19 protein-coding genes and 1 pseudogene are annotated in these 23,145 nt (G+C 63.5%); 4 read left to right on the forward strand and 16 right to left on the reverse strand.

From position 1 onward, the window contains the following. Positions 1 to 5: 5 nt before the first annotated feature. The gene (locus tag ABK249_RS20010; protein ID WP_227703929.1) at positions 6 to 1,265 is read right to left on the reverse strand and encodes a DUF763 domain-containing protein; all 1,260 of its coding nucleotides are present in this window, start codon (positions 1,263 to 1,265) and stop codon (positions 6 to 8) included. A 27-nt stretch (positions 1,266 to 1,292) separates the two neighbouring features. Next, positions 1,293 to 2,465: an aminotransferase gene (locus ABK249_RS20015; RefSeq protein ID WP_227703930.1), complete on the reverse strand. Its 1,173-nt coding sequence runs from the start codon at positions 2,463 to 2,465 to the stop codon at positions 1,293 to 1,295. Between the two features lie 88 nt (positions 2,466 to 2,553). Here ABK249_RS20015 and ABK249_RS20020 point away from each other — a divergent pair, with 88 nt between their 5' ends. Beyond that, entirely contained in the window at positions 2,554 to 3,216 is a 663-nt protein-coding gene (locus ABK249_RS20020; protein WP_227703931.1) for a sulfite oxidase-like oxidoreductase, read from the forward strand. Here ABK249_RS20020 and ABK249_RS20025 read toward each other — a convergent pair. After that, the gene (locus ABK249_RS20025; protein ID WP_081952867.1) at positions 3,213 to 3,848 is read right to left on the reverse strand and encodes an NADPH-dependent F420 reductase; all 636 of its coding nucleotides are present in this window, start codon (positions 3,846 to 3,848) and stop codon (positions 3,213 to 3,215) included. The two genes, ABK249_RS20020 and ABK249_RS20025, sit on opposite strands and share 4 nt — an antisense overlap. Continuing rightward, positions 3,845 to 4,132: pseudogene (locus ABK249_RS20030) on the reverse strand (SDR family oxidoreductase); the annotation flags it as partial. The gene ABK249_RS20025 and the pseudogene ABK249_RS20030, both read right to left, overlap by 4 nt. Positions 4,133 to 4,323: 191 nt before the next feature. Here ABK249_RS20030 and ABK249_RS20035 point away from each other — a divergent pair. Further along, a complete protein-coding gene (locus tag ABK249_RS20035) occupies positions 4,324 to 5,277 on the forward strand; it encodes a LysR family transcriptional regulator (protein WP_227703933.1) in 954 nt (317 codons plus the stop codon). A gap of 35 nt (positions 5,278 to 5,312) precedes the next feature. On the opposite strand, the gene ABK249_RS20040 is transcribed toward ABK249_RS20035, so the two are convergent. From ABK249_RS20040 to ABK249_RS20050, 3 genes are read right to left on the reverse strand one after another with little or no spacing between them, the layout of a single operon-like run. Further along, positions 5,313 to 7,601 (reverse strand): xanthine dehydrogenase family protein molybdopterin-binding subunit, encoded by a 2,289-nt coding sequence (locus ABK249_RS20040; protein ID WP_227703934.1) that lies wholly within the window; start codon positions 7,599 to 7,601, stop codon positions 5,313 to 5,315. Continuing rightward, positions 7,598 to 8,593 (reverse strand): FAD binding domain-containing protein, encoded by a 996-nt coding sequence (locus tag ABK249_RS20045; protein ID WP_227703935.1) that lies wholly within the window; start codon positions 8,591 to 8,593, stop codon positions 7,598 to 7,600. Before ABK249_RS20045 ends, ABK249_RS20040 begins: the two co-directional genes overlap by 4 nt. Continuing rightward, entirely contained in the window at positions 8,590 to 9,066 is a 477-nt protein-coding gene (locus ABK249_RS20050; protein ID WP_037152692.1) for a (2Fe-2S)-binding protein, read from the reverse strand. The genes ABK249_RS20045 and ABK249_RS20050 overlap by 4 nt, the downstream gene beginning before the upstream one ends. Before the next feature lie 235 nt (positions 9,067 to 9,301). On the opposite strand from ABK249_RS20050, the gene ABK249_RS20055 reads away from it, so the two are divergent. Then, complete coding sequence (locus ABK249_RS20055; protein ID WP_037152694.1) at positions 9,302 to 9,895, forward strand: TetR/AcrR family transcriptional regulator; 594 nt, start codon at positions 9,302 to 9,304, stop codon at positions 9,893 to 9,895. A 396-nt stretch (positions 9,896 to 10,291) separates the two neighbouring features. Beyond that, positions 10,292 to 12,259 (forward strand): methyl-accepting chemotaxis protein, encoded by a 1,968-nt coding sequence (locus ABK249_RS20060; protein ID WP_227703936.1) that lies wholly within the window; start codon positions 10,292 to 10,294, stop codon positions 12,257 to 12,259. Between the two features lie 8 nt (positions 12,260 to 12,267). On the opposite strand, the gene ABK249_RS20065 is transcribed toward ABK249_RS20060, so the two are convergent. The 9 genes from ABK249_RS20065 to ABK249_RS20105 all read right to left on the reverse strand — a co-directional run bounded on the left by ABK249_RS20065 (position 12,268) and on the right by ABK249_RS20105 (position 23,145). Next, on the reverse strand, positions 12,268 to 13,083 hold the full coding sequence (locus ABK249_RS20065) for a helix-turn-helix domain-containing protein (protein WP_227705207.1): 816 nt from the start codon (positions 13,081 to 13,083) through the stop codon (positions 12,268 to 12,270). Between the two features lie 5 nt (positions 13,084 to 13,088). Then, the gene (locus ABK249_RS20070; RefSeq protein ID WP_227703937.1) at positions 13,089 to 13,454 is read right to left on the reverse strand and encodes a nuclear transport factor 2 family protein; all 366 of its coding nucleotides are present in this window, start codon (positions 13,452 to 13,454) and stop codon (positions 13,089 to 13,091) included. A gap of 91 nt (positions 13,455 to 13,545) precedes the next feature. Further along, a complete protein-coding gene (locus ABK249_RS20075; RefSeq protein ID WP_037152699.1) occupies positions 13,546 to 14,157 on the reverse strand; it encodes a LysE family translocator in 612 nt (203 codons plus the stop codon). Between the two features lie 180 nt (positions 14,158 to 14,337). Then, positions 14,338 to 15,735, reverse strand: a complete 1,398-nt coding sequence (locus ABK249_RS20080) for an FAD-binding oxidoreductase (RefSeq protein ID WP_227703938.1) — start codon at positions 15,733 to 15,735, stop codon at positions 14,338 to 14,340. Between the two features lie 138 nt (positions 15,736 to 15,873). Continuing rightward, positions 15,874 to 17,247: a M20/M25/M40 family metallo-hydrolase gene (locus ABK249_RS20085; protein WP_227703939.1), complete on the reverse strand. Its 1,374-nt coding sequence runs from the start codon at positions 17,245 to 17,247 to the stop codon at positions 15,874 to 15,876. Between the two features lies 1 nt (position 17,248). Continuing rightward, complete coding sequence (locus ABK249_RS20090; protein ID WP_227703940.1) at positions 17,249 to 19,297, reverse strand: hydantoinase/oxoprolinase family protein; 2,049 nt, start codon at positions 19,295 to 19,297, stop codon at positions 17,249 to 17,251. After that, positions 19,284 to 21,101, reverse strand: a complete 1,818-nt coding sequence (locus ABK249_RS20095; RefSeq protein ID WP_348863732.1) for a hydantoinase B/oxoprolinase family protein — start codon at positions 21,099 to 21,101, stop codon at positions 19,284 to 19,286. The genes ABK249_RS20090 and ABK249_RS20095 overlap by 14 nt, the downstream gene beginning before the upstream one ends. 43 nt (positions 21,102 to 21,144) lie before the next feature. Next, the gene (locus tag ABK249_RS20100) at positions 21,145 to 22,152 is read right to left on the reverse strand and encodes an NADPH:quinone reductase (protein WP_227703942.1); all 1,008 of its coding nucleotides are present in this window, start codon (positions 22,150 to 22,152) and stop codon (positions 21,145 to 21,147) included. Between the two features lie 12 nt (positions 22,153 to 22,164). Further along, positions 22,165 to 23,145, reverse strand: a complete 981-nt coding sequence (locus ABK249_RS20105; RefSeq protein ID WP_407722120.1) for an ABC transporter ATP-binding protein — start codon at positions 23,143 to 23,145, stop codon at positions 22,165 to 22,167.

The raw sequence follows: 23,145 nt of genomic DNA on the forward strand, positions 1-23,145 counted from the left end.
GGTTCTCAACCGCCACGCTTTTCAGCCTTGTTCTCCGGCGGCGGCTCGAAGCCGAAGACGCTGCGGCCGCCCCATTCATGCGAGTGGTGGAATTCTCCGGCGACGATCTCCTTGAGGTCCGGGCCGGTGACGTAGCGTTCGAGCTGGCGGGCCTGGTCATCCAGCCGCTTGAGCGCCTGCAACTCCTCGTCGCGGCCGAGCCTCGCCTTGCCGACGGCCGATTTCATTACGCGGATCGTCTCGTCATAGACCTTGATCGGCACGGGGAACGGTTCCCGGTCCTTGCCGCCATGCGCAAGCGAGAACCGCGCCGGATCGGAGAAGCGGCAGGGCGCCCCATGCACCACTTCGGCGACCATGGCGAGCGCCTTGACCGTGCGGGCGCCGACACCCGGCGTGAGCAGCAATTGTTCGAAATCCTGAGGCCCCCGATCGGCCGCGGCGGCAAGCGTGCCGTGCAGCCGCTTCATGTTGACGTCTTCCTCGCGGACATCATGATGCGCTGGCATGATGAGATGCGGCAGCAGCGGCTGAGCGATATCTTTCGCCTTTGACGGGGGATCGAGCGCGATCACCTCTCGCACGATCCGGTCCGGCCCGAGCGAGGCGAGCAGGTCGAGCTGGCCCTTGCGGGATGCATCCGCACGCCGGTCGGCGAGGTTGACGATCTCGCCCTGTTTGCGGCCTTCGATCGCTGCATGCGGAGAATCGACGAAGCTGGTGATCCCTTCAGAAATCCAGTGATAGCGCCGGGCCTGCCGCTTGTCGCCGTTCATGCCCTGCTGCACCACGACCCATTTGCCGTCGTCGGCGACGATGAAGCCGTGCAGGTAAAGATCGAACCCGTCCTGAACCGCAGCACTGTCCACCTTGGCGACGAGCCGGCTGACGGTCGCCAGACCCTCGCCGTCGAAACCCACCCGGTCGCCGATCGCCATGAGCTCGCCGGGCGTCTGCCTCGAATTCTGGCCGCGTCCGCCGCAGACATGGATGCCGAGTTCGCCGGAGAGCGGCGTCAGCCCGCGCTTCAGCGCGCCGATAACGCTGGTGGTGATGCCCGACGAATGCCAGTCCATGCCCATGACGCAGCCGAAGGACTGGAACCAGAAGGGATGCGCCAGCCGCCGCATGAACTCGTCGCGGCCGTATTCGATGACGATCGCCTGCGCGATGACCGCGCCGAGTTTCGTCATGCGCTCGCCGAGCCACCGGGGAACCCGGCCGCCGTGAAGCGGAAGATCGGCGCTGCCTGCTCTTTGAACCATGCTCCGCTTATAGAACGACCGCCCGCCTTATGACAGGGCAAAGTTCCGCAAACGTTCCTCCAGAAGGCCGATCGTCGGAACGTCGGCATTGGCGAAGGCAAACCGCAGGTAATCCTGCTGGTTTTCGCCGAAATAGGCGCCGGGAATGCAGATGATACCCGCCTCCCGGGCAAGCTTCTCCGCCACCTCCGCAGAGCCTACGCCGCGGAAGGGATGACGCACGAAAGCAAAATACGCGCCGATCGCATCGAGCTTCCAGTCGTTGAGTGAACGCATCACCGCTTTCAGCGCGTCCGCGCGGCGGCCGATCTCCTGCCGGTTCTGCTCGCGCCAGCCGGCGAGAAGAGGTAACGCCCTTGCGACAGCCGCCTGGGCGGCGCGCGGCGCACAGATCTGCAGGTTGTCCATGATCTTGGCAACCTGTTCGACGACTGTCGAGCCGGCGGTGATCGCACCCAGCCGGTGGCCCGGAATGCAGAAGGATTTCGAAAAGCTGTAGAGGCTGATCAGCGTATCTTCCCAGCCGTCGAGGCTGAAAAGGCCATGCGGCGCCTTGCCCGCCTCCGGCATGAAGTCGCGATAGGTTTCGTCGAGGATGAGCCAGATGCCTTTTTGCCGGCACAACCTGAAGACCGCGTCCAGAAGCGGCGGCGGGTAGATCGCCCCGGTCGGATTGTTGGGCGACACGAGCGCCAGCGCCCGAACGTCACCGGTGATTGCGGCTTCAAGACGCGCCGGATCCGGCAGGAAGCCGTTTGCCGCATCGCAAGCCACGAAGGCGGTCTTGATGCCCATCATGGCGAGCGTGGTCTCGTGGTTGAAATAGAAAGGCTCCGTCATCAGGACCGTGTTGCCCGGACCGGCAACCGTCATCGCGGCACAGACGAAGGCCTGATTGCAGCCCGACGTTATGTGGATGTTCTCCGACCCCACGTTCGCGCCATAGACTTGCGAGACATGCTCGGCATAGGCATGCCGAAGCTCCGCCTCACCCTCGATCGGTCCGTAGCCGGTGAACACCCTGGAGGACGCCGTCTCGCCGAGCAGTCTCAGCATGTCCGGATGGGCGGGATAACCGGGGACCGCCTGCGACAGATCGATCAGCGGCCCCCTCGCCCCTTGATAGGCACGCCCCCAGGCGAAAACGGATGGAACGGGCGGCGGCGAAAGCTTTTCGACAAGAGGATTGAAGGCAGGCATGATTGTCCAGGACAAGGTTTTCAAAGATGGGCGATTGATTTGTCCCCCTTGTTTATCAGAATATCGAGGGACGCAAGGAGAACCGTAGATGGCCGACGATATTCAGCCTGAGGATTCGAAACTCACCATCACCAAGCGCAAATGGGCCGGAGAGGGCAAGTTCCTGACCGGGCGCGTGTCCCGCCCCGAAACCGAGCGCCTGCCGCCCGGCCAGCATCTGGTCAAGAACTGGCCGGTGCTCGATCTCGGCCAACAGCCACGGATCTCGACCTCCCAGTGGAAGCTCGACGTGCGCGGCCTCGTCAACCACCCGAAGACCTTCGATTGGGCCGCCTTCCAGGCTCTTCCGCAAAGCGAAATGCGCTCCGACATCCATTGCGTGACGACCTGGTCGCGCTACGACAACAACTGGAAAGGCGTTTCCACCCGCGACTTCCTCGATGCCGTCGATCCGAAGGACGAAGCGGTGGCGGTGATGCTGACAAGTTATGACGGCTACACAACCAACCTGCTTCTCTCGGATTTCGCCTCGCCGGATGCGATCATCGTCCATAGCTGGGAAGGCCAGCCGCTGACGGAGGAGCACGGCGGGCCGGTGCGCCTGGTCGTGCCGCATCTCTATTTCTGGAAGAGCGCCAAATGGCTCCACCGGATCGAATTCCTCGACCGGGACAGCGCCGGCTTCTGGGAGAACAATGGCTACCATATGCGGGGCGATCCCTGGTCAGAGGAGCGATACTCGGACGATTAGCCGAACTTGACGAGGTTCAGCGCCGGCAGCCGGCCGCCGGGGAATTGCACCAGCCTGCCGCCGACGGAAAGCGGACCGAGGTCGATGCCGAAGAAACCGAGCTTGTCGATCAGCCGGCCGACTTCCGCCTTTGCCGCGGCATCGTCACCCGAATAAAAGAGCACGCGCATGCCGCCTTCCGCAGCCGGGTCACCGGAGAGCAGATGCGGCTGCAGGTGGTTGAAGGCCTTCACCACGCGGGCGCCGGGCACGAGACCGGCAAACACCTCGCTCGACAGACGGCCGTTGAGTTCGGCCGGCTTGAAGAGCGGCGCCTCGATCGGGTTGTTGGCGTCGATGACGATGCGGCCGTTCCAGTCCGGCAGGCCGGCAAGCGCCTTTGGCAGTTTCGACCAGGGAACCGCGACCAGCACGATGTCCGCGCTTGCGGCCTCCTCGATCGTTCCCGCCGAAATCCAGGGCGAGAGCTCGCCCGTCAGCTTTTCGAGCGAGGCCGGGCCGCGGCTGTTGGCGATGGTGGCACGCAAACCGTTCCGGGCAAGCGCGCGGGCGAAGGCTGCGCCGATATTGCCGGCGCCGATGATACCGATGGACATGGTCTTGATCCTTCTTGAAACGAGATGGGCGTTCAGGCGGTGAAGCCGCCGTCGGCGACGATATCGGCACCGGTGACGAAGGCGGCGTCGGGGCTGGCGAGGAAAGCGACGACACTGGCGATCTCATGCGCCTTGCCATAGCGGCCGATCGCCATGCCGGGACCGACGATTTTCGAAACGGGACCGCCGTCGGGGTTCATGTCGGTATCGGTCGGGCCGGGATGCACCGTATTGACGGTGATGCCGCGCGGCCCGAGATCGCGCACGAGGCTGCGGTTGAAACCGGAAATCGCCCCCTTGGTGAGGGTGTAGAGCGAAGCCGCGATCGCCGCGCCGATGGAGCGGGAACCGCCGGTGACGAGGGCCGTCTTTCCGACGAGGGAATGAGAGGTGGTGGACATGTGCGATACTCCTTATCGTTTCGATGACGGGAATATCGCCCTTGGATTGGCGCTTGATTAGACGGTAATAATGCGGATGATTTTCAAGTAATCGTTGAAAATATCGTCTGATGGAAAGCCTCGCCAACCTGGAATCCTTCATCCGCAGTGCCGAACTCGGCGGCTTTTCGGCAGCCGCCGGACGCCTGGCGCTGACGCCCGCGGCCGTCAGCCGCAATGTCGCGATGCTGGAGAGGAATCTCGGCGTTCGGCTATTCCAACGAAGTACCCGCAACCTGACGCTGACGGAGGCCGGTGAGCTATTCCTGTCGGCGGTGAGCGATCACGTTGAGGCGCTGCAGACCGCGATTGCCGAAGTATCTTCGGAAGGCGGGGAACCGTCCGGCGTGCTGAAGGTCAGCATGAGCCCGAATTTCGGCGCGCAGCACATCCTGCCGCTGCTGCCGGATTTTCTGGCTCGGTATCCGCGAATCCGCCCGGAATGGATGTTCGAGAACCGGCAGGTGGACCTGATCGCCGAGGGTTACGATGCAGCGATCGGCGGCGGCTTCGAACTGACGCCGGGCATTGTCGCCCGCACGCTTGGTCCGGCACATGTCATCGCGGTAGCGTCGCCCGATTATGTGAGGGATCGAACGCAGCCCTTCGACCCCGCGGGCCTCGCAGCCTTCGACGGCATTTCCATGCGTTCGCTCAACAGCGGCCGTCTCCGCCAATGGATCATGCGCAATGCCGAAGGCGAGGAAATGCCGGCCGCCCTGACCGGAACGGTCGTGCTCAACGATCCGGCGGCGATCGCACGTGCCGCATGCCTCGGCCTCGGCATAGCCATGCTCGCCGTACCGGATGCCCTGCCCTATCTGGAAAATGGCGAATTGATCCGCCTGCTGCCGGACTGGTATGCGGATGTCGGGCCGATCTCGCTCTACTATGCCAGCCGCACGCTGCTGCCGGCGAAGACCCGCGTCTTCATCGATTTCGTGACCGAACATTTTCGCAGGGAGCGATTGGCCGAACGTTTCGCCGGCAGTCTCGGCGCGTCGAACATGCCGAAAGGAAGGTGAGCGCACCCGGCGACGTGCCGGATGCGCGGGATCGATCAGATCAGCTTTTCGAGCGTGATCGGCAGGTCGCGGACGCGTTTTCCCGTCGCATGGAAGACGGCATTGGCGATCGCAGGTGCCACGCCGACGATACCGACCTCGCCCACACCCTTGCCGCCCAATGCCGACGCGCTGAAATCCGGCACGCCGACGGAGATCACCTGGATGTCCGGGATGTCCGAATTGGTCGGCACCAGATAATCACCCACATTGCTGTTCATCATCCGGCCGTTCCGCTGGTCGACAAGGCCTTCTTCCAAAAGCGCCTGGCCGATACCCATGATGATGCCGCCGCGCCACTGGCTTTCCACCAGCCGCGGATTGTAGAGCCGCCCGCAATCGAAGGCGGAGACCATGCGGGAGACACGCACCGTGCCGAAATCCTCATCAACGCGAACCTCGGCAAAATGGGCGCACCAGCTGTGCATGGAGTAGTCGCCCATGGTTGGCCCCTGCACCTTTGCCATGGTCGTCCAGGCCTGGTAGTGCTCCTGGGCGGTTGCACCGTCCGGCAGCGTGTTCCGGCGGATCTCCAGTTCGTCACGGCCGAGTGCGGCCATCAACTCCGGCAGGGTAAGCGAGGGACCTTCGCCGCGCGGGACGCTGATGCGTCCGTCACCGAAGGTGAGTGTGTTCGCCCCGGTGTCACGCAGCGGCGAGTTGCCATCGCTGAGCGCAAGCCCGATGAGTTCGTCTCGCGCGGCCGTGGCAGCCTTGTGAACGGCACCCAGTATGGAGCCCGCCAGCATCGAGCCGCCGGCGATCGCCGAGCCCGGCAGGCGGGAGTCGCCGAGCGTCACATCGACCTGGCTGACCGGCACGCCGAACACATCGGCCGCGGTCTGGGCAAGGATCGTATAGGTGCCCTGCCCCATGTCGATCGCGCCGCTCACGACTTCGACACGGCCACTGCCGAGGATACGGATCATCGCCTCGCTGGGTGCCTGGATGACCGGGAAGGTTCCGCAGCCGATACCCCAGCCGATCAACGTCCTGCCTTCCCGCATCGAGCGCGGCTGATGACTGCGTTTCGACCAGCCGAAGGCTTCCGCACCCTCCATGAGGGCTTCGCGCAGGCGGCGGGTCGACCAGGGCTTTCCCGACTGGTAGTCGCGGTCGGCATAATTCTTGAGCCGCAGTTCCAGCGGGTCCATGCCGAGCTTCCAGGCGAGCTCGTCCATGGCGCATTCGATGCCGTAGGCGCTCGGGTTCTTGCCCGGGCCGCGAAGGGCGCCGGGCGTCACGGTATTGACCGGCACGATCCTGTGCTGGGAGGAGAAATTTTCGACCTTGTAGAGGATCGAAGTAGCGGCGCCTGTCTGCTCCGGCCAGTCCGCATAGATGGAGGTTTCGCTCGCACCCCGATGGACGATGGCCTGCAGAACACCGTCTTCCGTCGCCCCGAGCCTGATCGTCTGCCTGGTCGCGGCACGGCCGCCATAGCTTGTGAAGTTCTGCGGCCGCGTGACCGCGAGCTTCACCGGCCGCCCGAGCTTGCGAGCCGCGAAGGCGGCGACTGCGCTATAGGCGAGCGCAGCCCCCTTCGACCCGAACCCCCCACCGATGAAGGGCGAGATCAACCGGACGTTCTCATAGGGGATGGCGAACCATTCGGCATAGCTGCGCGCCATACCATGCGACCACTGGCTCGGCTCCCAGACGGTGAGCTGATCGCCGTCCCATTTCACGGTCAGCCCGTGCGGCTCCATTGCCACGTGATATTCGCGCGGCGTGCTGTACTCGGCCTCGATCATCACGGGGGCGGTGGCAAGCGCCGCTTCCGCATCACCCCAGGCAACGTTCAGCATATCGACGGCTTTGCCTTCACCGGCACTAGGATCGTCAAGACTGACGACCGACGGAGCTTCCGCGTAAACGATGTCGAGCAGCCTGGCAGCTTCAACGGCCTGTTCGCGGGTTTCGGCGACCACTGCCGCGATCGACTCCCCGTTGAACCGGACCTCGCGCGGCAGGGGATGATAGGGTTGGTTCTCGGGGCGATTGCCATGCCAGTCGGAGGCAGTTATGAGCCCAAGGTCGTCTTCCGGCGTCAGCACCAGAAGGACGCCCGGTGCCGCAAGCGTCTTCGACGTATCGATCGAGACGACTTGCCCCGCCGGGATCGTGCTCTGCACCAGCACGGCATGCGCCAATCCTTCCACCGGATATTCCAGCGCATAGGTTGCCGCCCCGGTTACCTTCAGTTGCCCTTCGAATCGGGTCTGGCGGCCGCCGATCATACCGTCTGAGGCATCGCCGTGTTTGCGGGTTTCCATGATGGTCATGCGAGACCTCCAACATTCTGGGCCATTTTCAGGATGGCGCGAGCGACGACGCGCGGCGCAAGTTCGATCTTGTAGCGATTGCCGCCGTGGGAGACGGCCCCTTCCATGGCGAGACCACTGGCCTTCTCGACGGTTTCGACGTCAAACGCCTTGCCGATGAGAGCCTGCTCGACCGCTCTTGCGCGCCACGGCTTGGTGGCGACACCACCGAGCGCAACGCGAATGTTACGGACCGTCTTGCCGTCCGCCTCGAGTTCGACACCGACAGCGGCGCTCGCCGCAGCGAATTCGTAGGATTGCCGGTCGCGAACCTTGAGATAGGTCGAGTTCCTGGCTGCGGCAGACGCAGGAATGCCGATGCCGACGATCATCTCGCCACGTTTCAGCACCGTTTCGTTTTCGGGCGTATCGCCCGGCAGAAGGAAGAAATCGTCGACCGCCACCTTGCGGCTGCCGAGATCGACAAAGGCGTCGAAGGCCACGAGCGCGACTGCGAGATCCCCGGGATAGGTGGCGATGCAGGCATCGCTCGTGCCGAGGACGGCGTGGTTGCGCGTCACCCCGCCGATCGCCGAGCAGCCCGAGCCGGGATTACGCTTGTTGCAGGCCGGAAAGGTGACCGGATCACGGAAATAGGGACAGCGCGTCCTCTGCAGGAGATTGCCGCCGATCGTCGCCATGTTTCGAAGCTGGGCGGAAGCCGCAAGCGAGAGCGATTCGGCAACCGCCGGGAATGCCGCCCGGATTTGCGGATGGTCGGCGACGTCCCCCATCCTGGCAAGCGCACCAATAACGGCACTGCTCGCATCGACATTGATCTCGCCAAGACCGGAGAGATGGGTGATATCGACGACGGTTTCGGGTTCGTCCACGCCGCATTTGGCAAGATCGAGCAGCGTCGTGCCGCCGGCAAGAAGTGCGCCGCCGGCCTGAAGCACGGCATTGCGGGCCTCATCCACGGAAGAAGCGCGGAAATAGGAGAAGTCTCTCATCGGACGGCCTCCGCCGCTTCGCGCACCGCCGCGACGATGCTGTTATAGGCCCCGCACCGACAGAGATTGCCGGACATGTATTCGCGGATCTCCTCGTCGGAACCGGCATGGCCCTCGCGGATGCAGGCGACCGCCGACATGATCTGCCCCGGCGTGCAATAGCCGCACTGAAAGGCGTCGTTTTCAATGAAAGCCGCCTGGACGGGATGCAAGTCGCCGTTTTCTGCGGCAAGCCCCTCGATCGTGGTGATCTGCCGGCCCTCGACCTGCGCAGCCAGCGTCAGACAGGAGAGTACGCGCTTGCCGTCGACATGGCAGGTGCAGGCGCCGCACTGGCCCTGATCGCAGCCCTTCTTGGTGCCGGTCAGCGCCAGTTCCTCACGCAAAGCGTCGAGCAGGGTGACGCGCGGCTCGACATCGAGCTCGTGCCGCCTCCCGTTGATGTCGAGCGAAAGATGGATGGTTCGTGTCATGATAAGCTCCTGCTATCGTCACGAGAATGCAAAATTCCGAATCCAGAATGGGCTGGCCGCCCGGCTCCGGCGCGCTAAATGGATATCTTGAGAGAAACACCGGCACATTTGGCATGACATCCGGCCCCCTTCTGGATTAAGAAGCGGAAGGCACTCCGCTCAAACGGAGGAGCCTCCGGTTAAACTAGTGACTTGCTGATTTTCGTCAAGTCCCCAATCCGCCTGGAGCATGATTTTGGCCTCGGCCGCGCCGAAAACAACATCGACGACCCCGACGAAACTGCGCGCCGATGCCCGCCGCAATCGGGACAAACTGATCGAAATGGCGGCCGCAGCCTTTCAGGAAAAGGGCGTCGAGACCTCGCTGGAAGATATAGCACGGCGGGCAGGCGTTGGCATCGGTACGCTTTACCGGCATTTTCCGACGCGCGAGCATCTGGTCGAAGTCGTCTACCGCCGGGAACTGGAAAGCCTGGCCGCGGCGGCATCCGACCTCGCCGAAAGACATGCGCCGGATGTGGCGCTCGAAGAATGGATGCGCCGTTTCGTGGGGTACATCGCCACCAAGCGCGGCATGGCCAACAGCCTGCGCATCCTCATGACCTCCAATTCCTCGCTGTTTGCCGAAGGAACCGGCCTGATCCGGGGTGCACTCGAAAGCCTCATCAAAACCGCCGGTGAGAAGGGTTATATCCGCACGGACATCGAAACGACCGATCTGCTGCATGCATTGTCCAGCATCTATTCGATCCCCGAATCGCCCGATTGGCGCGACCGGTCGCACCGCCTGATCGGACTCCTGATGGACGGTCTGAAGGCGCGGAAATAACCCGTCGGACGATCATCTTCGGGAGTGCGGAGCCCGCTTCGAGAATCCTGTCATCGAGGCTAGATTTCGCATCCCGTCTGAACGGAAAATCAATCAGTCTCCGATTGACAGGTATCCTGCTACTCATGCCGTCTGATTCATAAGATTATTCTTAAAAATTAGATATATAGCAGCACTGATCTTGCATCGAAAAAACGTCAAAAAACGTTGTACAATGTCAAAATTCAATCTGTCATTAAAGAGTTTGGCCTAGGCTCCGACCATCGCGCCATCGCCGTCCGGTGTAGCGCCAGGGCCGGTATGAGACCGGCTCTTTTCCCCCACACTGCCAGATATCAGATCTGCGCGTGAAAACGCGATGCCTCAGTCGAGGCTTCATCATCCGGAGCCGAACTCATGTCCCGTCTCTCCATACGCAGCTCGCTTATTGCCGTCTTCGGCGCGATCGCGGCGCTTACCGCCGTTCTCGCCTGGGCGGCCATCTCCTCGCTTTCGAACGTTGCCGGAAACCTCAACACGATTTCCGGCGATTCACTGCCGAGTGTTCAGGCCTCCAAGAATATCGAGACGGCGATCCTCGGAATGACGATCGCTTATATGGGCCATCTCACCACGACTTCGGATTTCGGCATGGAAGCAGCAGAGAAGCTGATCGCCCAACAGTCCGATGCGTTGAAGGCGGCTCTGGACACTTACAGGCCGCTGACGTCCAGCGATCAGGAAAAGCAGCTTGTCGACCAGATCGAAGCGGGCGTTCAGAAATACGTACAGGCCGGCGAAAAGATGCTGGGCTTTTCCCGCAAGGCCTCCGACGCCCGCGCCCGCGTCGAGATGGAAAAGATGCGGATCACGATCCAGCCGGTCATGGAAGCGGTGACCCAGCTCGTCAAGACGAATACTGACGCCGCAGGCATCGAAACCGGCAAGGCGGAGGCGACCTATGCCACGGCGCTGACCACCATGTATGCCATCCTCGCCGTGGTTTTTGCGCTGATTGTCGGTGCGGCGGCCTATGTGATGACCGGCATCGCTCGCCCGATCCAACGTATCACCGCCTCGATGAGCGGGCTCGCGGCTGGCGACACCGAGACGGAGATTCCCTTCGCAGGCCGCAAGGACGAAGTCGGCGCCATGGCCGGCGCCGTCGAAGTCTTCCGCCAGGCTGCCATTTCGAACCGGCAACTGCAGGAAGAGGCGGAGAAAGCCCGCGCCCATGCGGAAGCCGATCGCATCCGCCTGCAGGAGGAGGCGGAAGCCGCAGCCCAGACCCGTCTCCAGGAAGCGACAGCCGTCCTTGCAGCCGGCCTGCGCCGCCTTGCTTCCGGCGACCTCGCCTTCCAGCTCACCGAGCCCTTCGCGCCGGATTTCGAAGCATTGCGCGAGGACCTGAACTCCGCCGTGACCCGCCTGGGTGCCGCTCTTTCCGAGGTTGCTTCCTCAGCGGGCAGCATCGACAGCGGCTCGCGCGAAGTCAGCCAGAGCGCTGACGATCTTTCGAAGCGCACGGAGCAGCAGGCCGCTTCGCTCGAAGAAACCGCCGCGGCGCTCGATGAGATCACCGCCAACGTTGCGAACTCCTCCAGGCGCGCCGACGAAGCCAAGGTGATCGCGCTGGAAGCGAATTCCAGCGCCGCCAAATCGGGCGCCGTCGTAGCGAATGCCGTCGACGCCATGCAGCGCATCGAGCAGTCGTCCAACCAGATCTCCAACATCATCGGCGTGATCGACGAGATCGCCTTCCAGACCAACCTCCTGGCGCTCAACGCAGGCGTCGAGGCGGCCCGCGCCGGCGAGGCCGGCAAGGGTTTCGCCGTCGTCGCCCAGGAAGTACGCGAACTCGCCCAGCGTTCGGCGAATGCGGCAAAGGAGATCAAAGACCTCATCCGCAATTCCGGTGCCGAGGTCCACAACGGCGTGAAGCTCGTTCGCGAGACGGGCGATGCGCTGAAGACGATCGAAGCACATGTCGTCACGATCAATGAGCATATCAGCGCGATCGCGACCGCCGCCCGCGAACAGTCGGTCGGTCTGGCGGAGGTCAATTCGGCCGTCAACCAGATGGATCAGGTGACCCAGCAGAACGCCGCCATGGTGGAAGAGACCAACGCCGCCGGCGCCAACCTCGCCTCGGAAAGCTCGAAGCTGCGCGAACTGATCGCCCGCTTCAAACTTGCTGAGCGCGGCCGCATGAACACCGCACCGCGCGCGGTTTCCAGTTCAGGCGCGACACCGGTCGCTGCTCCGCGGAATGCGGCTCCACAGGAATCGCCGGCCCGTCGCCTGGCCGAGCGCGTGACGAAATCCTTCGGCGGCAATGCCGCTGCAGCAGCAGCGCCGACTGTGTCCCAATGGACGGAATTCTGATCCGCTGACTAACTCTCGTCCTTCAACGGCCCGGCTTCCGCCATCTGACGCAGAAGCCGGGCCGTTTCGTTATTGGCGGGAAAGAAGGACTCGACCGCCAGTTCCGAAAGCGTCACGTCGACCGGGGTCCCGAAGACGGTCGTCGTCGAGATGAAGGACAGAACTCCAGCCGCTGTCCGCAACTCCATCGGCACGGCAATGCCGGCATAATCGCGGCTCGGAGATTTCGGCCCGGTTCCCGGAGCGGGATAACCGGACAATTCCTCCAGAAGCTTTTCCAGAACACGGTCGCCGGTCGCGGCGATCTGCTGATGCAGCCGGTCGAGCAGGTGATTTCGCCATTCGGCAAAATTGGCAATGTGAGGCGCCAGCCCGTGCGGATGCAGGCTCAATCTCAGGACATTGACCGCCCCGTCCATCAAGGAGCGATCGGCGACACCGGCAAGCAGCGGCGTAACCGCGGCGTTCGCGGCCACCAGTGTCCAATGCCGGTCCATGGCCAACGCCGGAAAGGGCTCGTGCCCTCGCAACACCATGTCGATCGCCTGGCGCGCCGGCGCAAGCGCCGGATCGTCGAGCTTTCGCTCCGCAAAGACGGGTGCGAAACCCGCAGCGATCAGCATCGGATTGCGCTCGCGGAGCGGTACGCCGAGCCGCTCTGCCAGATGCAGCAACATCTCCCGGCTCGGAACCGCCCGCCCGCTCTCGATAAAGCTCAGATGCCGCTGCGAGATATCGGCCTCCAATGCCAGATCGAGTTGGCTCATGCGCCGGCGGCGACGCCACTCACGCAGGAAATCACCGAGAGGACGGGCAGGTGAAATGGTCGTCATGCGGCAGCCGGAATCTGGTCGAGGAAACCGTGCACAGCCTTGAAGCGGCCGCTTTCAAGCGCCGCGAAATCCGTGCCCCTGATAACCGGTTCGGCACCTTCGGGGCCGAGACCCCAGGAGAAGCGGAGATTGTCGCCATAGCCATCGGCCGATCCGATCGGCGTAAACCGGAAACCCGGAAACCGGGCCTGCACGCCCTCGACCAGCCCGTTGATCCCTTCATGGCCCTCACCCCGCATGAGCGGATCGACATAGACTGCATCCTCCGTCCAGGCTTCGGCGATCAATACCAGGCGACGCCCTGCCTCCGTCTCGTTCCAGATGGCGAGGTAACGCTCGGCATGGGTGTTAGCATCAGTCATGTCTTTATCTCCTTCCTGTCGCCCGGCTCGTTCCAGGCCGGGCGATCATGCGGGAGAGCGGAACGCGTCTCAATTACGCGGCAGGTAATCGTTATCGCTCGGCAAGCGCCAGCCGCGCCCCGAGCGCCACGAACGCGCCGGCAAAGACGCGCCGCATCCAGGCAAGAATGGCCGGCCGCGAGACAACATGGTTACGGATCGATGCGGCGAAGAGCCCGTAAATGACGAAGACGCCGAAGGTCATCAGCATGAAGACGAGGCTGAGTTCGCTCATCCGGGCGATCGGCGTCGCTTCGTCGTGCCCGACGAATTGCGGCAGGAAAGCGAAAAAGAAAATCGACAGTTTCGGGTTGAGCACATTGGCGAGGATTGCGGAGACGATCATCTGCCGCGCCGATTTGGGCGTGTCCTTCGTCTCGATCGTAAGCGCACCCTTTTCCTTAAGCACCTGCCAGGCCATGAAAAGAAGATAGGCAACACCGAGATACTTGATCGTCTGGAAGGCGAGCGCGCTGGCATGAAGCACCGCAGCAAGACCCGAGATCGCCGCGACCATGTGCGGAAGGATGCCGAGCGTGCAGCCGAAGGCGGCGACGATGCTTGCCCGCGCCCCGCGCGACAGCCCGGCCGCCAGCGTGATGAGCACGCCTGTGCCCGGAGAAGCAACGACGATGAGAGACGTGATCAGGAATTCGGGGCTCATGGACTATCCCTTCGCAAGGTTCGGTTATCGTCACCGAAATCCAGCTTACCGATCCCTGTGCGAAATGACAGACCCGAGCAGCGAGATGGATGACCTAGTTGCGCCGCAAGGAACTGGCGTTTCCTGCTTGCCCGCATCCTTGATGCTTTCCAGGGGCGAAAGCCTGAAAACCACCCCCGCTTAAAGGGCGATGGCCGATGCTTCGAAGACCCGGCCGCGATTGAGGATAGAGTTCGGATCGAAAGCTTCCTTCAGCCGCCGCATGGTGGCGATTTCGGCCTCGCTGCGCGCATATCTCAGATATCGCACCTTGTCGGTGCCGATGCCGTGCTCGGCAGAAACCCCGCCGCCGACCGCCGCGATGCCGGAAAACACCGCTTCGGCGATCCTCTTTTCGTGAGCCGTCTTCACGCAATAATGCAGGTTGCCGTCGCCGAGATGGCCGAAGATGAAGGAGACCGCATCCGGATCGATTTCCGCAACTCCGTGCGCTGCCCTATCGAGGAACTCCTGCATGCGGGAGAGCGGCACGGAAATGTCGTAGCCAGCCATTTCGCCCAGACCGAACAGATAGTCGTTGATACCGTCGCGGATCGCCCAGAGCCCGTTGAACTCGCGCAGCGAGTTGGAGAGCACGACGTCGATAGCGAGTCCCTCCTCCAACGCAGCCGCAAGAGCCGTCTCGAAGCGTTCATTGTCCTGCTCCGGCGACTGCCCCTGGATTTCCACCATCGCATACATGCTGGCGCCCGTCTCGACCGGCGGGCGGATGCCCATATGGGCGACCGTGCCTTCGTAAACATTCGGGAAGATAGCCTCGAAGGCGGACAGCAGGCCGGACAGTTCGACCCGGAGCTTTGCCAGCAGTTCCTGCGCGGCTTTAAGCGACGGCAGGGCGACGAAGGCATTGCGCTCGATCCTTGGTTTCGGATGCAGTTTCAGGCAGGCCCGGGTAACGACGCCGATCGTGCCCTCCGTGCCGATGAACAGCGGATTGAGATCGTAGCCGGAATTGTCCTTCGGCAGTCCCTTGAGGGAGGAAAGAATGGTACCGTCCGCCAGCACCGCCTCCAGCCCCATGACCTGCGCCCGGTACATGCCGTAGCGCAGCACGCGGATGCCCCCGGCATTGGTGCCGATATTGCCGCCGACCGTCGCAGTCCCCCGCGAGCCGATATCGACACCGAAGAGGAGACCGGCGTCATCTGCTGCCTGCTGAACGACCTGCAACGGCGTGCCGGCGCCAACAATCATCGCCTGGGCCGCGATGTCGATCGATTCCACACCACTCATTCGCTCCAGCGAGAGCGAGACCTCGCCGCTCAAAGGCCGTGACGCACCCGAAAGCCCCGTCCGGCCGCCTTGAACCACGACCGGTTGGTGAAACCCGTTGGCGGCGGAAAGAATGGCCGAAACATCCGCGGTATTGCGCGGGCGAAGAACGGCCGGAGGGCGAACGCCACGCGCCGTCGCATCCGCCGCATAGCCGTCGGAGACCGCATCGCCGACGAGAATCCCTGGAGCGTCCAGCTTATTTTCGAGACATGCAACGAGGCGACTTACACGATCCGGCGACAAGGACATACTCCCTTTTGTGGAACGCAAGGTTCACAAAGCTCTTCTGCTTCGGCCATGGCATAGATAACAATCGAAGCCATGGGAAGAGTGACATGACCTTTGAGGCTCACGCGACTGTCGGAGAGATTGACCCCTTTATTACATCTTCATCTCACCGAGCTTCGAAAGCAGCGCAGCACCTGTCTTGATGCCGTCGATAAAGAGGTCGATCTTCAGGTTCTCGTTCGGCGCATGGTTTGCCTCGTCCGCATTGGCATAAGGCACCACGAAGGCCGGCTTCTTGAGGATCTTGGTGAAGACGTAGTCCGGCAGCGAACCGCCGACAGTCGGGTAAAGCAGCGGCTCGACGCCGCGGGCCGCGACGATCGCATCCCGGATGACGGAGGCGAACGGATTATCCATCGGCGTCTTTGACGGCAGCATGGCGTTCTGCGGCACGAATTCCACGTCCGGTGCGTGGGCTTCCACATGCGCCCTGACCTTCTCGAACACGTAATCCGGCGTCAGGCTTTCGACGAGGCGGATATCGCATTTGGCAAATGCTTCGCAGGGCAGCACCGTCTTCTGGCCCGGCCCGCCATAGCCGCCATGCAGACCGTTGATCGTCAGCGTCGGATGAAACATCAGCCGGTCGAAATAACCTCGGTCGAGCGGCTGGTCGAGCTCCTTGATACCGAGATCGGCCTTGATCGCATCGAGATCGAGCGGCAGTTTCGAAACCGCCTCGCGCTCCATGTTGGTCGGCGGAACCACCACGTCGTGCAGGCCATCAATGGTGATCTCGCCGCGCTCGTTCTTCATGGTGGCGAGCAGATGCACGAGCTTCCAGATCGCATTCGGCATGACGCCACCGAAATTGCCGGAATGGGCATCGCGACTGGCCGTCTTGCAGCGCAGTTCAAAAGACGCGACACCGCGCACGCCAAACGTGATGATCGGGGTATCCGATTCATGCAGTGGACCGTCGGACGTCACGACGAGGTCGGCATCGAGCTTGTCGGCATGTTCGGCGACGAATTCGGCGATATGCGGGCTGCCGATCTCCTCCTCGCCTTCAAGGAGGAAGATGACGTTGCAGGGCAGCTCGCCGGTCACCTTCAGATGCGATTCCAGCGCCATGAGCTGGGCGAAATGCTGGCCCTTGTTGTCACCGATGCCGCGCGCATAGATGCGGCCGTTCCGGATCGTCGGCTCGAAGGGCGGGCTGTCCCATAATTCGTAGGGCTCCGGCGGCTGCACGTCGTAATGGCCGTAGAGCAGCACGGTCGGCTTGCCCGGCTGCTTTTCCATGCGGCCGAGAACCATCGGATGATTCCTGGTCGGAATGGTGATCGCTTCCATGCCCATGCCCGTGAGCATGTCGACGAGGATGGCCGCCACTTCCTTGATGCCGTTATTCTGGGCGCTGATCGAGGGATGGCGCACATAATCCATCACCCGCGCGATAAAGCTTTCGCGGTTCTCCTCGATATGCGCGAAGACACGCTCCAGATCGGTCTTTTGTTCAGTCATGTCATGCATCCTGCCTGGCTGTGAGAAGAAGCGCGCCCGAAGGGTGCACAGTACCTGTCCAGCCGGGCGCGACAAGCGTCGTCGTGTCGAGCTGGGTGAGGATCATCGGGCCTTTGAACGTGGCGCCGGCACCGAGCGTCGCACGATCCACGACCGGAACGCTCGCAACACCGCTTTCGAAATGCACCGGCACATGGCCGAAGGGTGTGACGGCCGAACCGGCTTCCAGCCTCGCCGGGGGCGGCTCATGCGTCATGCCGGCGGCCTCGACGCGCAACGTCACAAGCTCAATCGAGGTATCCAGCGTGAAGCCGTAAAGCGCCTTGTGCTCGGCGGCAAAGGCAGCTTCCACCGCCTCGCGGCTCTCGCCCCAGGCGACCGCGAGTTCGCCGCCCTGGCCGTGATAGCGCAGAAGCGCCACGGTCTGGATACGCCGATCCTTCTCGGCCACGCCCTCCGCCTCGAACCAGGCGATCGCCTGATCCTTCAGATCGGATATGATGCCGTTGGCGACATCCATGTCCACCGCGCCGGCCCTGGGCAGGGTGCGGCTGAATTCGGCCTTGAGATCGGCGGCAAGCAGACCGTCGGCGCAGAGGATGCCCGGCGCCGGGGCAATCATGACGCGGGAAATCCCGAGCAGTTCGGCGAGCGAGCAGCCATGCAGCGGACCGGCGCCCCCGAAGGGCACCAGGGTGAAGTCCCGCGGGTCATGGCCGCGCTCGACGGAAACGACCCGCACCGCACCCACCATGTGGTTGTCAACGATGGCGAGGATACCGCGAGCGGCCGTCGCAGTCGAAAGACCGAGCGGACCGGCGACCTTGTCGTCCACCGCCTTGCGGGCGGCTTCGACGTCGAGCGCCATGCGGCCGCCGAGAAGCCGCGCCGGCAGATGGCCGAGAACGACATGCGCATCGGTGACCGTCGGGTTCTCACCGCCATGTCCGTAAGCTGCCGGCCCCGGACGGGCACCGGCGCTCTGCGGGCCGACGGAAAGCGTGTGGTCGCTCACCTTGGCGATCGATCCGCCGCCGGCGCCGATCGTCACCATGTCGACCATGGGCAGCGGCAACGGCCATTCGCCCACCTTGCCGTTCTGGGTGAGGCCGATCCTGCCGTCCTTGATCAGGCAGATATCGGCGCTCGTGCCGCCGATATCGACGGTGATGATGTCCTTGATGCCGCAGGCGGCCGCGACCGAGCGCGCCCCGACCACGCCGGCGGCGGGACCGGAAAGCGCCGTCAACGCCGGCGCCTGGCGGATGGTCGCCGCCCCCGCCACCCCACCGTTTGACTGCATGAGGAGCAAAGGCGCGGCGACCTTTTCGTCCGTGAGCCGCTTTTCAAGACGCCCGACATAGGTGGTGACGCCCGGCATGACGGTGGCGTTCAGCACCGTCGTCAGCGTCCGCTCGAACTCGCGCACGACGGGCAGAACGTCGGTCGAGGTGGTGACAGCCAGATTCGGCAGCTCTTCGCGCAGGATCTCCGCCGCGCGTTTCTCGTGAACCGGGTTGGCGAAGGCATGCAGCAGGCAGACGCCGACCGCCTCGACATCCATGCCGCGGATCGCGTCCGCAGCGGTACGCACGCTCGCCTCGTCGAGCGCGTCGAGAATCGCGCCGCCGGCGCCGATACGCTCGTCGATCTCGACGATCCGCGAGGCCGGCACCGGCCGTTCCGGCTTTACCCAGGTATAGAGGTTCGCCTTGCGGGGAATGTCCTGCCGGCCGATCGCCAGAACGTGGCGGAAGCCGCGCGTGGTGACGAGCGCCGTGCGGGCACCCTTGTCTTCGAGGATCATGTTGGTGGCGACCGTCGTGCCGTGCAGAACCTGGCCGAGCGAGGCGGCCTCACGGCCCGCATCGGCGAGTGCAAGCCGGATGCCGTTCAGGAAGGCTTCAGAAGGATCGGAGGGCACGCTCGGCGTCTTTGCCCGCCAGACCTTGCCGGTCGCCCGATCCAGAAGGGCGACGTCGGTAAAAGTGCCGCCGATATCGACTGCAACGGAAAGGGACGTATCAACGGACATTTCAAGCGAGGACATCGACATACTCCTGACGATGGAATGCACGGGTGGCGGGGCGATTGGCGCGAAGGGCTGCGGTGGCGGCCTCATCGATCCTGTTGCCGTTCATGACGACTCCGTAGAGACGCTCTGCCGCCTCGGCGCTGACGAAACCGCCCAGCACGTCTTCGAGGACAGCATCGAGCCTGCGGTCGAAGGGATGGCCGTAGCCGCCGCCGCCGCCCGTTTCCATGCGCAGGATATCGCCCTTGACGAGCTTGTTGCCGTCGGAAAGCGGTGCAAGGATACGCTCACCCGGCTTGCCGGGATTGACGGTGACGCGGCCGGTGCCGCCGCCCATGCCGCCATGGATGCCCCAGGGCGGGTTCTTGACGCTGTCGATGCGCACGGCCAGCAACAAGTCCTCCGCGAGGATCTCGTATTCCCGGATGATGCCGCAGCCGCCGCGGAACTGGCCTGCACCACCGGAATCCCTGACGATGCCATAGGTCCGGAGCCTGACCGGATACCCCACTTCGAGGAATTCGACCGGATAGTTTTCCTGCGCCACGAAATAGACGGCATCGATGCCGTCCGCATCCGGTCGCGCGCCGTAGCCGACGCCGATGCCGTCGGCGAGCAGGAAGCGTTGCAGCCCGCCCGCATCGTCCCTGTAGTTGCCGCGCATGATGGTGATGACATAGGCCGAGTTGGAGGCCGGCGCCCTGCCACCCGCCGAATTGACCAGACCGTTCAGTGCTGAAAGCACGCGCATCATCGTGAGGCCACGCATGCCGAGCGAGGCCGGAAAGTTCGGCTGCAGGAAAGAGCCCTGCCTGAGCTTCACGTCGTGCAGCGCCTGCGGACCACCGGCGTTGCAGACCTGTGCCGGATCGCCGCCGAGATAGAAGAGACCGAGCGCCATGCCTGGCACACCGCGATTCATCAGGAAATTGACAGGCCCGGGCGCCTGATCGTCGGATTCGGTCGCATCGAAGATAAACCGGTCCTCGCCATCGGCCCCCTTCTCGCGGGTCAGCGCAAAGCGCATCTTATAGGGGCCGTTGCCGTGACCGTCCGTATCGATCGCATCCGTGAACTTGTGCGTGCCGTAGTCGAAGGTCTCGGCGAGCTTGGCACGCACCAGCTTGCGGGTGCGTGTCAGCAATTGCGCCAGCGCGTCCTCAACGACTTGCGCGTCGAACCGGTCGAGGATTTCGCCGATGCGCTTGACGCCCACTTCGACACTCGCCATCAGCGCCCGCATGTCGCCGATGCTCTGCTCCGGGAAGCGGGAATTGCGGTGGAAGATCGAAAGCGTCGCCTCATTGGTGACGCCCTGGTCGATCAGCTTGGTGACCGGAATAATGATGCCTTCCTGGTAGATGTCGGTGGCATCCGGGCTGATCGAGCCCGGCCGCATGCCGCCGATATCGGCGAAATGCGCCCAGCTCATCACGAAGGCGCAGCGCTTGCCATCCTTGAAGACCGGCGCCAGCAGCACCTGGTCGTTGGAGTGGGAAACCGCGCCGCGCGAACCGTAGCAGTCATTGTACCAGTAGAGATCGCCCGGCTTCATCGTATCGGCCGGGAACTTGTCAAAGACGGGGCCTGTCATGTCGCCGAAGACCGGCACCATGGAGCCCACCGCCATCACGCCGTTGCCGTCGAAGAGCGCGGTATAAAAATCCTTCTTCTCGCGGATGAAAGCGGAGATCGCCGTGCGCTCGAGCAGCGCCTCCATTTCCGACTGGGCGGCGGCGATTGCGCCGCGGATGATTTCGAGCGAGACGGGATCGCAGACGGTCCCTTCTGGTTTCGTACGCTCTTGGGGATTGTACATTTGGGTCACCTCGGTGAATGCTTTGGAATGGATGGATCAGGGCTCACGGTTCACCCTTGATCAGGACGACGACATTGCCGAGGCCGCCGCGCTCGACGCGCTCATGAGCCTTGGCGATGTCTCGAAGCGGAAACGTCGCGCCGATCCCGACGCTGAGCCGGCCGGTATCGGCCATCTCGGCGATCACCTTTTCGCCGGCCAGCCGCTGATCTTCGGGGATCAGAAAACCCTGGATGAAACACAGGTTGGCGCCCTTGCTGGCGAAGGCGTAATAGGGAAGCACCGGCGTCGGATTGCTGGACGAAGAATAGGCGGCGACGGTGCCATTGCGCTTCAGCACGACCGCGTCGAGTTCCAGGTTGGCGCCAAAATCCACCTCGACGATACGGTCGACGCCCTGCCCTTCCGTCAGTTCAAGAACACGCATCGCGACATCTTCCATTTTGCGGTCGATGGTGGCGAAAGCGCCGGCATCCATCACATGGGCCGCAGCTTCCTGATTGCTGACGGTACCGATCACCCGCGCACCGCCAGCAACCGCCATCTGCACCGCGAAATGGCCAACTGCACCGGCCGCGCCGTTCACGAAGATCGTCTGGCCGGCGACCGGGCCATCGGCGAAGACAGCGCGGTGGGCGGTCATCGCCGGAACGCCGAGATTGGCGCCCTCCGCATAACTCAGGCTATCGGCAAGCTTCACCGCCTGATGCGATGCGATGGCGATGAACTCGGCGGCGGTGCCAAAGGCGCGACCCGCCTCGCCGTATCCGCCCTGCGCATTCCACAACCACACCCGCTCGCCAATCCGGTCCCGATCGACACCTTCGCCGACTGCAATGATCTGGCCCGCGCCGTCAGTGTGCGGGATGATCAATGGGTGATCCATGCCCATGCTGCGCCAGCCGCCGCGCCGCTTCACGTCGGCGGGATTGATGCCAGAGGCATGCACCCGCACCAACACTTCGCCTGGGTCGGCGACGGGCGGCGCCATCTCGCCGACGGAGAGGACTTCCGCGGCAGGACCGGTGCGTGTGTAAAAGGCTGCCAGCATCAACAACTCCAATCAGAACAGATGGCAGGCCACGAGGCGCGATCCCACAGGCCGCGGCTCGGGCACTTCGGAAGCGCAGCGCGCGTGCGCCGAAGGACACCGGTCGCGGAAGACGCAGCCGGACGGCGGATTGCGCGGGTCGGGTGCGCCGCGGCCGATCGGCAGCGGATCATGGCTCTGGTCGGGGTTGGGAACCGGCACGGCGGCAACCAGCGCCTTGGTGTAAGGATGCAACGGCTCGCGGACGATATCCTCGGTCGAGCCGTCTTCCATGATCCGGCCGAGATACATGACGATCGTCCGCTCGCAGACGTAGCGCACCAGTGCCAGGTCGTGGCTGATATAGATGGCGGTGAGGCCCAGTCTGTCGCGAACGTCGCGGAAGACGTTGAGCACGCCGGCGCGGACGGAAACGTCCAGCATCGAGACCGGCTCGTCGGCCACCACGAATTCCGGCTGCAGGATGAGCGCCCGCGCCATCACGACGCGCTGCAGCTGGCCGCCGGAAAGCTGATGCGGGTAGCGGTCAAGGAATTGCTCCGGCTCCGGCAGGCGCACGAGTTCCAGCGCCTTGACGATGCGATCTTCACGTTCCGACCGCGGAATGCCGGCATTCTCCAGCGGCTCCGACAGCGTCGCGCGGATGGTGAAACGCGGATTGATCGCATCGAACGGGTTCTGGAATATGAGCTGCGCCCGCGAGCGGAACTTCTTCAGCCGATGGCGGCGAACCTCGCCAAGCTCCTCGCCGTCGAAATGGATCGAGCCGCCGGTCGTGTCTTCGAGCTTCAGCAGCAGCCTGCCCATCGAGGTCTTGCCGCAGCCGGATTCGCCGAGCAGGCCGACGCTTTCGCCGCGGCGGATATCGAAGGTGACACCGTCGACCGCCTTGACCACGGTCGACTTGCCGCGCATTGCGGCAAACGCGCCGCCGACCTGATAATGCAGCCTGGCCTCATGGACGGAAACGAGGACTTCCGGCTTCTTGGTCAC

Origin of the sequence: Neorhizobium phenanthreniclasticum, assembly GCF_040066075.1 — a bacterium.
GTDB classification, from domain to species: domain Bacteria; phylum Pseudomonadota; class Alphaproteobacteria; order Rhizobiales; family Rhizobiaceae; genus Neorhizobium; species Neorhizobium petrolearium.